Origin of the sequence: Paenibacillus sp. CFBP 13594 (assembly GCF_014842675.1) — a bacterium.
GTDB classification, from domain to species: Bacteria; Bacillota; Bacilli; order Paenibacillales; family Paenibacillaceae; genus Paenibacillus; species Paenibacillus amylolyticus_B.
Map to the genome: position 1 here is coordinate 130,064 of NZ_JACYVQ010000007.1, position 14,686 is coordinate 144,749.

Sequence of the window (14,686 nt, forward strand, 5' to 3'; positions counted from 1 at the left end):
TCTTGGCGGTTATTGGGGATTGTCTTCGGACAAAACCCATTATTTCTATGATATATTAAAAATGTAATATATTTCAAGTAGAGGGGTGGTGAAGTATATGCGTAAAGTTCAAGTGGCTCCTTTGAAGAGTTATGGTGCTTTCCTAACAGTAACTCTCTCCAAGAAAAGTAAGCCGGGAGATGGAAAATTCGGTCGTGGAGTAAAACGTGGTTAATTTCAAAGGCATTATAAGTTCACCAGAGAGGGCCTTGCGGCTCTCTCTAGTCATTTCCATATACTACATATTACCTTGCAGAGAGGGGTTGCAGGCATGAAAATTGCCCGAAGCGAGGAAACTGCCACCACGTCATTAAGTGAGGAATGTATCGTGCTGGACATCAATAACGGTGAATATTTTGGGCTCGAGGGCGCGTTGATGGAGCTGTGGCTGGAACTGGAGACTGGAACAAGGGAGTTCAACCAAATTCTGAGTAAATGGAAAAGCGAATTTGATCAATCCGAAGCAGAATTAACCGTTATTTTGCAAAATGCAATTCAGGAACTCTCGGCTAAAAAACTGGTCAAGGTCGATGTCTCATGAGTAAGGCCATTCCTATCCATAACAAGGTGTATTTCACAACGGTTCATGCTTTTGTCCGCCTGTTACTACTGGAGACAGATTTTGTGGATGCTTATGAAAAAATTGCAATACATATGTACCCTCTTCATGTAAGCGCAGGCCGAAGGGAAGCGAATCGGATTGAGACGGACGAATTGTGCAGACTGGGGCAGATGATGTATGAAATGGATGAAAATGATCATCTCATCACCTCATGTGTATCCATAGCTATGACAGTTCAGGCCATTTTGTTCAGTGCTGGCTATGAAAGTGACTTGTTGATCGGTGTGAAAAAGATAGATGAAAAACTGTTCTCTCACGCATGGGTGCGTCTGGAAGACGGTCGGACCATTGACCCCAATCATAAAGGAAATGATTTGAAGGTATTGAAAATATATAATATGAGCGAATATGCCGAGAGGTGGGTGCTATCTCTGGGATGAAGATATGGATCGCTATGCAAGGCCAAAATCAAAGTATTTGGTTGGATTGGATGGATTCAATTAAAAGGTGGGCAAGGGTTACCGGTGTGAATGGTTATACGGAAGATACGTTCCATTTAGCAACGCTCTCCTACGGTTATGGAGCACAGGCTTCCAGTACTTCGGCGGATATCCGTCTTGATTTTCCCATCATTCTGGATGGCTGGGCCAGCGGCGAGCTGCAAGCCCATGCCGATGATTTCCCGTCCCTTTCATCTGATCAGCAGGAGCAGGCGTATCGTTTGCTGCAAGAGAAACCTGAATATCAACTATGCAAGTCCCAAGGGGAATTTACACTGGTGTACTGGGACCAGAAACGAAGCAGTTTAATTGTTGCTACGGATAGCTATGCAACCCGACCCGTTTATTACTGGATTAGCCCAAGAAATGAATGGTTTGTTGCCAATGATCTACGCGTGCTTTTGTTGCTTCAGGATATTCCTTTTGAGGTCGATGAAGACGTGTGCCGAATGTATCCGACTTCTGGCTTTGCTGTAGGGGAGAACGGACTGGAAGAGCGGACTTTTTTTAAAGGCATTCGCAAGCTTCCCACAGCCTCCATTGCTTGGTGGAACAATCACCAGGTGAAAGTTCAAAGCTACTGGGGAATGCGGGAACTGACAAGCAAGCCACAGCTCACGGAAGATGCTGTCCCCCAATTTCGTCAATTGCTGGAGCAGGTGACCCAGGAACGCTTTAATGGCAACAAACGAATGGTTGAATTGAGCGGAGGGCTCGACTCAGCCGCGGTTGTAGCTGCCGCCATTGCCAGCGGGAACCAAGAGCAGATTCTGGCTGTTAACATTTCTTTTGCGGAACCGGATATGATGCCAAGCCATGATAAGGATCTCGTCAAAAAAATGATGAGGGATCTGCGCATTCCCGGCTTGATCATTCATGCGGACGAAACGGCCAGAATACCCAATGCCGAAATTGGCAGGGACCCGCTATGGTTTGTGGATGGTCCAGACCCTCGAGCCAATTCGCTTGTGAATGAGACATTTACGGTGCTGGCTCGGCAATTTCGGACTGCTGCCGTTTTGACAGGTGAAGGCGGAGACTTTGTATATAGCGGCGAAGTTGCTGTCATTGATTCCTATTTCCGGCAAAAGCGTTATCGGGAAGGTATTCGTGAACTTCGGGAATGGGCTGGCAATCGAGTAGGACCTATGCTGAAAAAGGGATTTCAATATGGTTTGGCTCCATTCTTGCCTTATCTTGGTGAAAAATGGTACTACAAGCTGTTATGGTCGGATACAGAATATGACTTGCCCGAATTCTTTACCAATGAACATCTCCAGAGAGAACGGCAGATGAATGCGGAGGAGGTTCACCGATATCGCAAAAGCAGGCCGCTAAACTACTGGGGGAAGCGTTATCATTACGACTTTCTGTGGCCTCGTGCAAGATACATGGATGCTGTAGGTGTGACCTTGCCTGCGTATCATCCGTTTCTGGACAGGCGCATAATCGAGTTTTCGTTCTCGGTTCCGCCAGAGCAGCACTTTGATCTCCTCAAGGGTGAGCAAGAAAGCTATGCCGGTTCCAAGCTGTTGCTTCGAAAAGCATTCACAGATATCTTGCCTTCGTATGTCTATAACAGGTCTTCCAAAACAACCTATGCCCATATGGCCAGGAAAAGCTTTTTGAATGACCGCCAGCATATTTTGCAATTGTTCGCGAGCGGAAAGCGTGTGTGTGTTACGGAACTGGGGATTATTGACCAGAGATCGTGGTGGAAACATCTAGTCGCTATGGCGATCCGTTCGGAGGACCCGAATAATGATTTGGGTATGGGTTACCAATATATGCGCTCTGTTATCGACTTGGAGATCTGGCTGCAGGAGATGAGTCGTGGCAAAGAACATGTGCTCAACCGCTCCAGACCTTCTCCGGCAAGGATGCTCGGAGACATTGAGGAGGTCAATATGAATGAGAAGAAACGCTTGTATTTTCATGCCTGATTCAAGGACATTTCGATGATAAAGGTGCAGAAGAATGGAGAAACACATGTTTGATCATGAAGAACGGTGCAGCAGAGCACAACGAACACGGCAAACGACCCATTTGCTTGTGCGAATGTTATGGCAATCTGGTCCGGTGTTAACCTTGCTAATCATTTTGTTCATATTCATTGAGGGTGCTGTTCCAGCACTTCAGCTCTATGCCTCTAAACAAATCATCGATGGAATTGCGCCAAACGGATTAGGATCATACGCGGCACGGTGGTCTATTGTCTATGCTTGTAGCCTGGTCTTGCTTAGCATCGTGAACGCCGCACAAACCTGGCTTAAAATGCTGCTATCGGAGCGATCCGTCATTACCGTGAACAGTGTTTTGTTGGATGCCTTCGAACGTATTCCCGGCATGCGCTTTTTTGAAGAGGAGAAACACCGAAACCGGCTGGAAGCGCTGCGGGATCGCTCCAATTGGTTGCCTGCACAGCTCCTGAACTTCAGCGCAAGTATGTGCACGTCTGTGTTCTCAGCTATTGGTATTATTATGCTGATTGCCGTGCTCTCTCCGATGCTGTCCATCATTCTGGTGCTGTCAACCGCTCCTTTTGCGTTCATGCAGAACCGTTACAACGAGATGGAATGGCAATATGCCAAAGAATATGCAGTTATAAGAAGAAGATTGGATTATACTCGAAGCCTAGTGATTAGTCGACGTGCCGCCAAGGAAATTCGCCTGTTTGGTTTGGGCAGCCATTTCCATAACATCTATCAACACACGTTTGCTCTGCTGTATGAACAATTTCGAATGATCCAGGCCAAAAGCGCCAAAGGAACGGTTTTTACCGGTCTTTTTTCGGGTATGGTGGCAGGAGGAGCATACTTTTGGGTAGTAAGTCAATCTGGATCGGGCTCGATTTCGCTGGGGGATATTGCTCTGTATTTAGGGGCTGTGTTTCAATTGTCTGTTTCCTTAAGAGAGATTGCCAAGGAAGGGGCAGACACGATTGATATCTGGAGAATGGGAAATGATTTCGTCTTATTTATGAATGCAGAGGAAGATATCCAGAAGCCTTCACATCCCATTCCAGTGAATGCTGGCCCCCTATCTATAGAATTCAAGGGAGTAAGCTTCAAGTATCCTTACCAGGAACAGGAGAGTGCTGCTTCCGAGGAAGCAGCTGATGATTTCGACCTGGACCTGGACAGTGAGGAAATTGATGACGAAAACGAGGACGAAGTCCACGACTATGCTGAGGATGTTAATGAGAGTGAAGATAAACGTTCCCCCTTGGTTCTTGACCATATCAGTTTCAGCATATCGCCCGGGGAGCGCATCGCGATTGTTGGCGCCAATGGGTCGGGTAAAACGACACTTGTCAAGCTGTTGTGCCGCTTCTATGAGTTTTGCGAAGGCGAGATTAAAATCAACGGTGTGGATATTCGCTCGTTTGATGTCAGGGAGCTGAGAGAGCATATCTCGGTTGTTTTTCAGGAATTCGGAAAATACGAGTTATCCCTGCGCGAGAACATTATGATCGGCAGCCCGAACACACAACTGAGCGACAGGGAGATAAATCAGGCACTTCAAGATTCAAGGCTGGACCAGATCGTTTCGGCGCTGCCTCATGGAATCGAAACCCTCTTGGGCCCCGAATGGGGAGGTACTGATTTCTCAGGTGGACAATGGCAACGCGTGGCGTTAGCCAGAGCGATGGTTCGTCAAGCAGGTCTGGTCATTCTGGATGAACCGGCTGCGTCCCTTGACATTCGGGCTGAATATGAGATTTTCAATCAGTTTCAAAAAATGACAAAAGGTAAAACGGTGATCATGATTTCTCATCGGTTCAGCACGGTTAAACTAGCAGATCGAATACTTGTCCTGAAAAATGGTTGTATTGTGGAAGAAGGTAGCCATGAGGCCTTAATGTGCAAAAATGGGGAGTATGCCACCATGTTCCGTTTGCAGGGAAAATCTTTTCAAGGGGAGGAGCATATCCAGTGATAGCATTGCAACGAATCACAGCCAGGCGACGACATATGGCTTCCTCCGTTTTGTTTGGACTGTCCTTGTTATGGACATGCTCGCCAGTAAAAGTGTGTACCGTTTTTGCCATTAAAGTGCTTGAGGCATTGCTTGGTCCGCTGCTTGTGTGGCTGAGTGCCAAGATCATTGACAGATTGGCTGAGCAGCCGTTTGTTCTTGCATCATGGGATGCGCTGGCTTGGATGGTGCTGTTGTATATTGGGCTAACATTAGTTGTGGATGCCCTCCAACCCGTATCAGAGATGCACAAACGCCTGTTGACTGCAAAACTTCAAGCACATATTGATGAGTTGTTGATCAGCAAAGCAATGTCGATTCCGGATATTGCTCCTTTTGAAAAGGCAGGGTTCCATACAAAAACTCGGGTTATTCAATATAACGAATACTTCGTTACAATGTGGTTAACGATTATTTCTCAGACCATCGGAGGACTGGTCGTGATTGCAGCCGGGAGTATAATGATTGGAACGATCGCTCCCTGGGCCCCGATTGTCTTGCTGGCGTTGGTCGTTCCCAAGCTGTATTGGGAAGCGAAGCTCAACAACGCTACCTTTGAAGGACGCGAGGAGGTCCAGGAATTAAGGCGGCGTGCTGAGTATTACGCTGGTACGCCGCTCAGGCCTGAAACAGCCGGAGAGCTGAAGGTATTTGGTCTTGTTCCTTTTTTTAAGGAGAGATATCTGAACACATCACGAGAGCTTCTGCTTACACTTTCAGCCGACCAACGGAAACTGGCTCTCCATCAATTATTGTGGTCTGTGCTCCAGTCGCTGGCCGCCGGTCTCATCATTATATATCTAGTTGGACATGCGCTTTCCGGCCACTTCACAGCAGGGGACATCTTTTTATTTATTGGCGCCACTATTCAGTTGAATGAGGGAATGAATGAATTGTTTGCAGCTTTTGCGATTGGTCCTAGAGAAGCCAGACATCTGGAGAAGATTCGTTCCTTTCTCTATAGCGAGAATGAAATGGAGTCAGGCCCATGCCCTCCGGCGGTGTCTGTCAAAGAGGGCTTCCGGCTGGAAGGGGTCCGTTTCCGGTATGATGAAACCAAGGTTGTTCTGGATATCCCAGAGCTTATCATCCCTGCTGGAAAAGTGACCGTGTTGGTCGGTGAAAACGGGTCAGGTAAAAGCACGCTTGTCAAACTGCTCCTGCGCTTCTTTGATCCTAATGAAGGAGTGGTGTTTTACAACGGTATTCCGCTGTGCGAATATGATATCGCTGCCTATCGGACACAGGCTACGGCCGTATTCCAGGATTTTGTGCGCTATGAAATGAATCTTCGGGACAATATTGGACTAGGTAATCTTGCGGCTGTTAACGAGCAAAAGATAATCGAAAGAGCTGCCAAGCTGGGCGGAGTAGACGAATTTATCCACAAGCTGGGGCAAAAATATGATACACAGCTAGGCAGGCTATTCGGAGGCAGAAGCCTTTCAGGAGGAGAATGGCAGCGGATTGCATTATCCCGTGCTTTTATGAGAAAGGATATTGCCGGATTGCTGATCATGGACGAACCATCTTCTGCGCTTGATGTGTTCATGGAGGAAGACGTGTTCCAACGAATGCGGGATTTAATGAAGAACAAGACGGTGGTCATCGTCTCGCATCGGTTGAGCACTGCACGACACGCAGATTATGTAGTCTATATGGAACAGGGCAGAATCATGGAGACGGGAACTCATAATCAATTGCTGGTGAATGGGGCAGGGTATGCCGAACTGTACAATATGCAGGCTCAAAAATACAGATAAAGAGGTGAGATGAAATGAGCGTGATTGACAATTTGCGACCGTTTACGGTAAGAGATCTGGCGATGCTGGAGGAGTGGTTTAAGGATGCAGAGGTTCATCGGCGCTTGGAGGGAATGCTTCCTTTAGACGAGTGGCATCAGCACGTGGAGCAGCATCCTGGTTATGACGTGTGGGTAGCGTTCTCGGAGGGTAAAGCCGTAGGTGTAATTATGATTGAGCAGGAGGAGCAGAATACGGGAAGCATTGCCATCGTTGTCGATCCGTCGGTTCGAGGCAGGGGCTACGGCAGAGCAGTGGTTGAAAAAGCTATGCAGCTTCCCAAACTGGAAACGATCCATAAATGGTACGCCGGAATTGAAGCTGACAACGCTGCTTGTTTGAAGTGTTTTCAGTCTACTGGTTTTGTACTGGAGAACGAAGCTCCCGATGAAGACGGTTATTTTTCTTTATGGCATATCGCTAATATTAAAGTGTAGAGCGGAAACAAGGAGGGATGGCAATGAAAAGAACAATACAGCTGTTTGTGTTCATTCTGCTTGTCTCGTTTCTTCCTATATCTGAACTAAAAGCATCCGATCGGCAGGCCGATTACACCTTTCTCATCTATATGATTGGCTCAGATATGGAAAGTGATTTTCATATGGCAAGCGATGACTTGAAGGAAATGATGAGTGTAGGCTCTTCCAGCAATGTAAATGTTGTTGTTCAGACAGGAGGGGCTCGAAGCTGGGACCATTCGTCCATTGAGTCCGGTCTGAATCAACGATGGCGTGTTGAAAAGGGGAGGTTGGCCCTTCTGGATAACGCAGGCTCACAAAATATGGATACATCCAATTCCCTTACAGATTTCATTCGCTGGGGAACCCGTGAATATCCAGCTCGGAAGCATGTGCTTATGTTCTGGGGGCACGGTCTTGGACCGATCGATGGATACGGCGGCGACGAGCACTATGGAAATAAAAAAATGAGCTTGACCGAGCTTCAAAAAGGAATTGGACGCGCCTATAACGAAACGGGAATTAAATTTGAACTCATTGGCTTCGATAATTGCAAAATGGCAAGTGTGGAGGTGGCCTATGCACTTAGGAACTATGGGGAATATATGCTTGCCTCTGTCGATTACACGAATCAGAATGGGTGGGATTATACAAAAATGCTGAAGGCAGTTCAAGAAAAGCCCGGGATTTCCACCCTTGAGTTGGGCAGAACTATTGCTCAAGGATATCTGGAACAGTCGAAGGAAAACGGCGAAGAGGAGGACCTTCAGCAATCAATCATTCGACTGGATCGGATGGAAGAGGTTATGAGGGCAGTCGAGTCATTCAGCAAAAGATTGTTAGAGCCCCAAGCTATGACAAAGGGAATAAGTCATTTGAGAAAAGCCCGGGATCAAGCCGAGGATTATGCGGACGAAGCCGATTTGGTGGATCTTGCTGATTTGTTTACCTTGATCGGCAAAAGAATGAAAGCTGAGACCGAGGCGGACCGCGTCAAAAAAACAATTCAAAAAGCGGTTGTTTATAACATGAAGTCTCCTGAACACCCCAAGGGAGAAGGAATGAGCATTTATTTTCCGAGCAAGGATGTCTATCGCTTTACGGAAAAGGTCAATATGTACCGAAAACTGGAAGTCAGCTCGAGCTATAAGGCTTTTATTACTGAATACTCGACATTGTTGTCACGTCGGCCCCAAAATACTCCAAACAAAAAGTGAACGTTGTTATATGCAACTGAAGTTAAGGAAGCAACGAAGCATGAATGACGATGCCAGCAATGGAGCCTGTGTGAAACCACTATACATCAGCACATAATCAGCGATAAAGCGGGAGAGCTTCTTTATACCTTTCTTGTTGGCATGGTTGGTGACTCTTCCGTGTTACCAAACAAGCAAGGTTTTTTTGTTTATGGGATCTACAAGGGTGAATAACTAACATCCTCGCTGATATATCCTGCAATGGGAACTGCTTGGTATTATTTTGTTCAAAATAGAGTATTTTTGAGTAAATTAACAAAAAAATTAGAATTTAAGAGGTATGATATTATTTTTTCAGCTTAATAGTGTTAGTACATATTACATCCTATAGTTATAATAATAGGTCAGTACATTAACGGACCCAGTTTTTCTGAGAGGGGAAAACTATAGGTGTCATGCTCTGTTCATGACGCCCTGAAGGCAAGGAAAAGAAAACGGATTTGGACGGAAGCAAGCGAAACACATAGGAACGGATGGGGCATGTTCAGAAATAATGTTGGATAGCCTAACTCTCATGCTAAAAGATTCCGGATTCGCAATTTGAGGTACAGGCCAAGATCAAGCTTGGGAACAGTGAAGTACGCGGAATTGATTATACTGTAGAAAGGATATTATTTATCCACGATTAGATGAATTTTGCGAACAGCATTCTGCTATTTGTGCTGTCTGTTGTAATGGGTCAGTGATGAACCGTATCTTTACCCATCAGGTGATAAGACAAATTGAGTTGATACACGTAGGAGGAACGGCAAGAACATATGAATACTTTAAAACAACAATGGTTTGGCAACATTCGCGGAGACGTGCTGGCAGGCATTACGGTAGCGCTGGCGTTAATTCCGGAAGCCATTGCGTTCTCCATCATTGCGGGTGTCGATCCGATGGTCGGGTTGTACGCTTCGATTACGATTGCGATTGTGATCTCGATCGCTGGTGGAAGACCAGGCATGATCTCGGCGGCAACAGGTGCCATGGCGGTACTGATGGTTGGACTCGTCAAGGATTATGGCGTGGAATATCTTTTTGCAGCGACGATTTTGACGGGCATTATTCAGTTTCTGCTGGGCATATTTAAGGTTGGACGGTTTATTACGTTTGTGCCTCATTCGGTACTGACGGGATTTGTTAACGCGCTGGCTATACTCATCTTTATGGCGCAGTTAACCCACTTCACGGGAGCGAACTGGATTATGTATGCGATGGTGGCGGGCACGCTGGCGATCGTATATATTTTGCCACGGTTTTTCAAAGGCGTTCCAGCTCCACTGATTGCAATTATCGTGATGACGATTATTACCGTGGTGTTCCATCTGGACGTAAGAACGGTAGGTAATATGGGAAATATAACGAGCACTCTGCCGATGTTCCACTTGCCAAATATTTCGTGGACCTGGGACACGCTGATGATTCTGCTGCCTTATTCATTCACCATGGCACTGGTTGGTTTGCTGGAATCTCTGCTGACCGCAACTATCGTGGATGAGATGACTGAGACCAAGAGCAGCAAGAACCGTGAAGTACGTGGTCAGGGTATCGCGAATTTTGTGAACGGTTTGTTTGGCGGGATGGGCGGCTGTGCGATGATTGGGCAATCCGTCATTAATGTGAAATCTGGCGGACGTGGAAGATTATCTACGTTTACTGCGGGTGCGTTTCTCGCGATCCTGTTGCTGCTGTTTAGCGGTGTGGTGAAACAGGTACCGATGGGGGCGCTCGTCGGTGTAATGTTTATGGTGTGTATCGGGACATTCGACTGGAGTTCCATCAAAAATATAACTCGCGTGCCGCGCGCGGAAGCCTTTGTCATGATCGTAACGGTGGCGATTGTGGTCTATACCCACGATCTGTCGATCGGGGTTATGGTCGGCGTTGTGCTCAGTGTGCTGCATTTTGGCTGGAAACAGACCAAGATCCGCGTACAGGCGAGCCAAGAGCAAGGGCAGAAAGTATATCGGGTTCACGGACCATTCTTCTTTGGTTCTTCGTCCCGCTTTGTGGATGAGTTCGATGCAGAGGCCGATCCGAAGGAAATCACGATTGATTTCGGAGGGTCACATATCTGGGATAATACCGCGGTTGTGGCTATCGGCAAAGTGAAGTTCAAATACGCGAAGCTGGGCAAAACCGTGCACCTGCGCGGGTTAAACGAGGAAAGCTCTCGTATTCTTGAACGGAGTGGATTTGCGACAGCAGGCGGGCACGGTTCGTAACTTGGTTGGAACGAAGTAAACAACGAATAGATAACATAAAAAGATAATTTATAATCAGCGGCGCACCTTTTCCGGAAATCGGGGAGAGGGCATCGCTGTTTTTTATTAGAGCCTGAGGCATGCTAGGTCATATCCACAGATCAGCAACCTGAAGGCAGACTTAGAGTCTCTTACTACCCGACTTAAAGTCACTTGGTCGATACAAGTTACGCTGATCTTGGAATTTTGTGCTACAAGTTAGGGGGTAACGCTGTATCCCCTTTTGTTTTGCTTGACTAACGTGTAAACTACAGGGTATGGAGAAGAAGAGCAACGAGTGGATTGCTTTTTAAAAAATTCATTTCATAATCATGATTGATATAAGGAAAACTAGTCTTGATGGCAGATACTGATACTGAGTCATTATGAAATGGACTTATCTAAATGAATATACAGAGGTGTAACGATTGGCAAACTTTGAACAACTGGGCATTCGCCCGGAATGGTGCGAGATCCTGAAACATCAGGGCATCGCCGTGCCGACTCCGGTACAGGAGCGTTCGATTCCGGTACTGCTGGGTGGACGCGATATTATCGCCGAGGCACAGACAGGCACAGGGAAAACGCTGGCATTTTTGCTGCCGATTATTCAGAAAATTAACGTATCCGACCGTTCGCCACAAGCGCTGATTATTGCGCCTACGCGTGAGCTTGCGCTGCAAATTACGGAAGAAGCGAAGAAGCTTACTGCTAACGACGATAAACTGCACGTGCTTGCCGTATACGGCGGGCAGGATGTGGACAAGCAACTGCGTAAATTGCAGAACGGTACCCAGATCGTTATTGGTACACCTGGTCGTCTGCTGGATCACCTGCGCCGTGGCACGTTGAAGCTTGATAATGTGAAAAAACTGGTGCTGGATGAAGCCGACCAAATGTTGCACATGGGCTTCCTGGACGATGTGGAGACGATCCTTAGCGAGCTACCACATAAACGTCAGACAATGCTGTTCTCAGCAACGATGCCTAAGGGCATTCGCAACCTGGCGAAGACCTACATGAAAGATCCGGAAGATGTGAAGGTATCTTCTCAATCTGTTATTCCGATCAAACAGATTCGTCAGCAGGTACTGGAATGTACGGATCGCGGTAAGCTTGAAGCGCTTCGGGGCATGATTGATACGTATCGCCCATACTTGGCGATTATTTTCTGCCGGACCAAGCGTCGTGCATCCAAGCTGAACCAAGATCTGCGTGAAGCAGGTTATGCAAGTGATGAACTTCATGGAGACCTGTCCCAGTCCAAGCGTGAGAACGTAATGAAAGCGTTCCGTGATGCCAAACTGCAAGTGCTGGTTGCTACAGATGTAGCTGCACGTGGACTTGATGTTGAAGGCGTTACGCATGTATTTAACTACGATATGCCGCATGATGCGGAAAGTTATATTCACCGGATCGGTCGTACGGGCCGTGCAGGTGGTACAGGTCTTGCTGTAACGTTTGCAACAGAACATGACAGACCGGAACTTGCACGTATTGAACAAGGTATTGACCAGAAGTTGTCCCGTATCCAGTGGACAAGTGAAGGTCCAATTGCTTCAACTGGAGCAGCTAGACGTTCCATCAACAGTCAAGGGGATGACGAACGTTCAGGCGGACGCTCTTCCGGAACAGGAAGCGCACGTCGGGGTGCAGGCCGTAACGATCGCAGAGATGGCGGACGTGGAGGTCGTGGTTCCCGCGGAGGCGAAGGTGGACGCAGTGAAGGCGGACGCAGTGGTGGTCGTAGCGGTGGCCGTAGCAGCGACAGCAGTCGCGGAGCAGCAGGTCAAGGTGGACGCGGTGCGGGTCGCAGTGGCGACGAGCGTAGCGCAGGTCGTGGTTCCGCGCGCAGCAGCGACAGCAGTCTCAGTGCAGCGGGTCAAGGCGGCCGCGGTGCAGCTAGCAGCGGCTGGGCCGGCCGTAGTGCCGACAAGCGCACCTCCGGGCGCAGCAGCGAAGGCTCTCGCCGTCCGGAATCCGCAGGACGCGGACCGGCGAAGGGCGACCGTCGCGATTCTCGTCGCGGACGGTAAAGCCTTGGCGCAAGCGGCAATATAGCCGCAATTGCGCAGGAACCATGCCTTGCCACAGCGTTTGGCATGGCGCATATGAGAGGGTTCGGGTACAGATGTATCGAACCCTCAGATCAAGGGTCGCGGGCGGAACCACGTCGCGACCCTTTTTCAACAGGACAGATGATTCTTTCCGCTTATTCTTTTTGTCATCTGCGAGTGCCTGTTTGCGCGCCTGCTTGATCCATGGAAGATGCCATTTAGATATTCGCCATCTAGTTTTTCTTCCTGTCCATGTACTTCGCATAGTACTTGGCAGACTGCCATAAAATTCAAAACACCTCATCCTAGACCTAAGGATGGGGTGTTTTTGGATTAATTCTTATATCATTAGAATCATAACATTTGATACCTGTTGCCGATGTGCATGCAGGGGTAGTTGAAATTCCATTCGTCTATATACACGGAGTGAGTTTGCACTAAACTACGTTTTTCTTTCTCAATATATCATCCCTACAGCTGAACATCTGCGTATTGATCCCGATATTTCTCGTTATACACCCGACCTACCGACTCTGCCAATCCCCCTCGTGCCTTGCTCGGATAGCGTTCAATCGTGTGATAAAGTCTCATGAAGCGATCCTTGGGCATAAAGCGGGCGTAGCGGGTAATAAGACTAGGGAATAACTCAATATATTTGCTCTTGCGCACGGCAGCAGCAGCTACGGCTGTAAGAATCTGAATTCCATTGTGCAGCTGTAAAATGTTCACTTCATAGGTTGCGATATAACGAATCGCATCTTCACGAATCAAATCCGGCTTAAGCCGTGCAATCTCACCGATATATTCAGCGAGCAGCCGCTCGAAGCTGTGCAGCAGCAAGGGCTTGAGCTGCAAATCCATATCACTGCGCAGGACAAAGGATTGTAATAGCGCAACCTGTTGCAGTCGAATCCGGTCATTGTAGACGAGTGAGCCGATCTCGCGAAGCATCTCATAGGCCAGTGCTTCATCCTGCTTGCGGGCTTCAGCGACCAGGGCCCAGTTGCGGTTGATGCCCTGACGGATGAGTTCCTCGTCCTGTTGCAACGTGCGCTTCAACTCGCGCTGCTGCTCTACCTCGAACGAACGTTTCTGCATGAAGATCAGTAAGGCCAGAAGCAACAGGGAAACGCTGGCCGCTGCCATGGTCTGATCTATGGCCTCACCAAAATAGGTGGCCGCTGTTCCGAACAATAGGGTAATGAACAGGTCGCGTGCAATTCGACGTTTCACACGGGAAGTCGCTTTTGCCTGAACTGAAATCAGGGTACCCCGGCCACAGGCTGTGCACTCATCTTCCCACAGGCAGGTATACTGGCCACAACGTGTGCAGACTTGCAACTTTTCATAGGCATAGGTCGTTCGATGAAATGGTCTTATGGATACGACTAGTTTAGTACTCATGCTCAATCACGCTCACCATTCAGAATAGTGTAGAGGGTACGATCCGTGTCTTCGCGGGAGACCGGTTTCCGCCGATGAAGCTGGAGTGAAATTACCTTTATGATGACAAAAAGAAACAATATGGCGAGGCATCCGTATGTAACCATAATCCGTTCCCTTCTATGGCTTGGTGAACAAGCGCTGTTATATTGCAGTTTGCTGGCAATAACTATATCATATTTCCATAGTTGGTACTTTTGTGCCAGTTCAAGGCATGAAATCGTCGATTTTTGTCAGTCATTACAAAACTGTAACTCAAGATAGGGGTGCTTTTCAGAATTTATTAGTAGACTGTTAAGATTTCCTTAAGGCTTGACGCCTATAATAAACTATTCCCATTTTAATCTCAAACGTGAAGGAGTA

General features: G+C 47.6%; 11 protein-coding genes. 10 read left to right on the forward strand and 1 reads right to left on the reverse strand.

Going from position 1 to position 14,686, the window contains the following annotated elements:
- The first annotated feature begins 97 nt into the window (after positions 1–97).
- The 10 genes from lrcA to IFU39_RS22285 all read left to right on the forward strand — a co-directional run bounded on the left by lrcA (position 98) and on the right by IFU39_RS22285 (position 12,859).
- Positions 98–214 (forward strand): lasso peptide lariocidin, encoded by a 117-nt coding sequence (gene lrcA / locus IFU39_RS33605; RefSeq protein ID WP_422641473.1) that lies wholly within the window; start codon positions 98–100, stop codon positions 212–214.
- Positions 215–310: 96 nt separating this feature from the next.
- On the forward strand, positions 311–580 hold the full coding sequence (locus tag IFU39_RS22245; RefSeq protein WP_105600223.1) for a PqqD family peptide modification chaperone: 270 nt from the start codon (positions 311–313) through the stop codon (positions 578–580).
- On the forward strand, positions 577–1,041 hold the full coding sequence (locus IFU39_RS22250) for a lasso peptide biosynthesis B2 protein (RefSeq protein ID WP_091012794.1): 465 nt from the start codon (positions 577–579) through the stop codon (positions 1,039–1,041). Before IFU39_RS22245 ends, IFU39_RS22250 begins: the two co-directional genes overlap by 4 nt.
- Complete coding sequence (locus IFU39_RS22255) at positions 1,038–3,044, forward strand: asparagine synthase-related protein (RefSeq protein ID WP_091012796.1); 2,007 nt, start codon at positions 1,038–1,040, stop codon at positions 3,042–3,044. Before IFU39_RS22250 ends, IFU39_RS22255 begins: the two co-directional genes overlap by 4 nt.
- Before the next feature lie 34 nt (positions 3,045–3,078).
- Positions 3,079–5,040, forward strand: coding sequence for an ABC transporter ATP-binding protein (locus tag IFU39_RS22260; RefSeq protein WP_244661073.1), 1,962 nt, complete (start codon positions 3,079–3,081; stop codon positions 5,038–5,040).
- Positions 5,037–6,842, forward strand: a complete 1,806-nt coding sequence (locus IFU39_RS22265; protein ID WP_223199795.1) for an ABC transporter ATP-binding protein — start codon at positions 5,037–5,039, stop codon at positions 6,840–6,842. The genes IFU39_RS22260 and IFU39_RS22265 overlap by 4 nt, the downstream gene beginning before the upstream one ends.
- A 14-nt stretch (positions 6,843–6,856) precedes the next feature.
- Entirely contained in the window at positions 6,857–7,318 is a 462-nt protein-coding gene (locus tag IFU39_RS22270) for a GNAT family N-acetyltransferase (RefSeq protein ID WP_091012799.1), read from the forward strand.
- Between the two features lie 23 nt (positions 7,319–7,341).
- Positions 7,342–8,556, forward strand: coding sequence for a clostripain-related cysteine peptidase (locus IFU39_RS22275; protein WP_091012801.1), 1,215 nt, complete (start codon positions 7,342–7,344; stop codon positions 8,554–8,556).
- A 797-nt stretch (positions 8,557–9,353) separates the two neighbouring features.
- A complete protein-coding gene (locus IFU39_RS22280) occupies positions 9,354–10,805 on the forward strand; it encodes a SulP family inorganic anion transporter (protein WP_192134893.1) in 1,452 nt (483 codons plus the stop codon).
- A gap of 446 nt (positions 10,806–11,251) precedes the next feature.
- Positions 11,252–12,859 carry a DEAD/DEAH box helicase gene (locus IFU39_RS22285; protein ID WP_192134896.1) on the forward strand — a complete coding sequence of 536 codons (1,608 nt, stop codon included), beginning with the start codon at positions 11,252–11,254 and terminating at the stop codon, positions 12,857–12,859.
- A gap of 492 nt (positions 12,860–13,351) precedes the next feature.
- On the opposite strand, the gene IFU39_RS22290 is transcribed toward IFU39_RS22285, so the two are convergent.
- Positions 13,352–14,284: a hypothetical protein gene (locus tag IFU39_RS22290; protein ID WP_105600217.1), complete on the reverse strand. Its 933-nt coding sequence runs from the start codon at positions 14,282–14,284 to the stop codon at positions 13,352–13,354.
- Positions 14,285–14,686: the final 402 nt, after the last annotated feature.

What these genes read in the sequence shown, in the direction of transcription:
- lrcA (WP_422641473.1), top strand. Translation starts at nt 98, where the DNA reads ATGCGTAAAGTTCAAGTGGCTCCTTTGAAGAGTTATGGTGCTTTCCTA.
- IFU39_RS22245 (WP_105600223.1), top strand. Translation starts at nt 311, where the DNA reads ATGAAAATTGCCCGAAGCGAGGAAACTGCCACCACGTCATTAAGTGAG.
- IFU39_RS22250 (WP_091012794.1), top strand. Translation starts at nt 577, where the DNA reads ATGAGTAAGGCCATTCCTATCCATAACAAGGTGTATTTCACAACGGTT.
- IFU39_RS22255 (WP_091012796.1), top strand. Translation starts at nt 1,038, where the DNA reads ATGAAGATATGGATCGCTATGCAAGGCCAAAATCAAAGTATTTGGTTG.
- IFU39_RS22260 (WP_244661073.1), top strand. Translation starts at nt 3,079, where the DNA reads ATGGAGAAACACATGTTTGATCATGAAGAACGGTGCAGCAGAGCACAA.
- IFU39_RS22270 (WP_091012799.1), top strand. Translation starts at nt 6,857, where the DNA reads ATGAGCGTGATTGACAATTTGCGACCGTTTACGGTAAGAGATCTGGCG.
- IFU39_RS22275 (WP_091012801.1), top strand. Translation starts at nt 7,342, where the DNA reads ATGAAAAGAACAATACAGCTGTTTGTGTTCATTCTGCTTGTCTCGTTT.
- IFU39_RS22280 (WP_192134893.1), top strand. Translation starts at nt 9,354, where the DNA reads ATGAATACTTTAAAACAACAATGGTTTGGCAACATTCGCGGAGACGTG.
- IFU39_RS22290 (WP_105600217.1), bottom strand. Translation starts at nt 14,284, where the DNA reads ATGAGTACTAAACTAGTCGTATCCATAAGACCATTTCATCGAACGACC.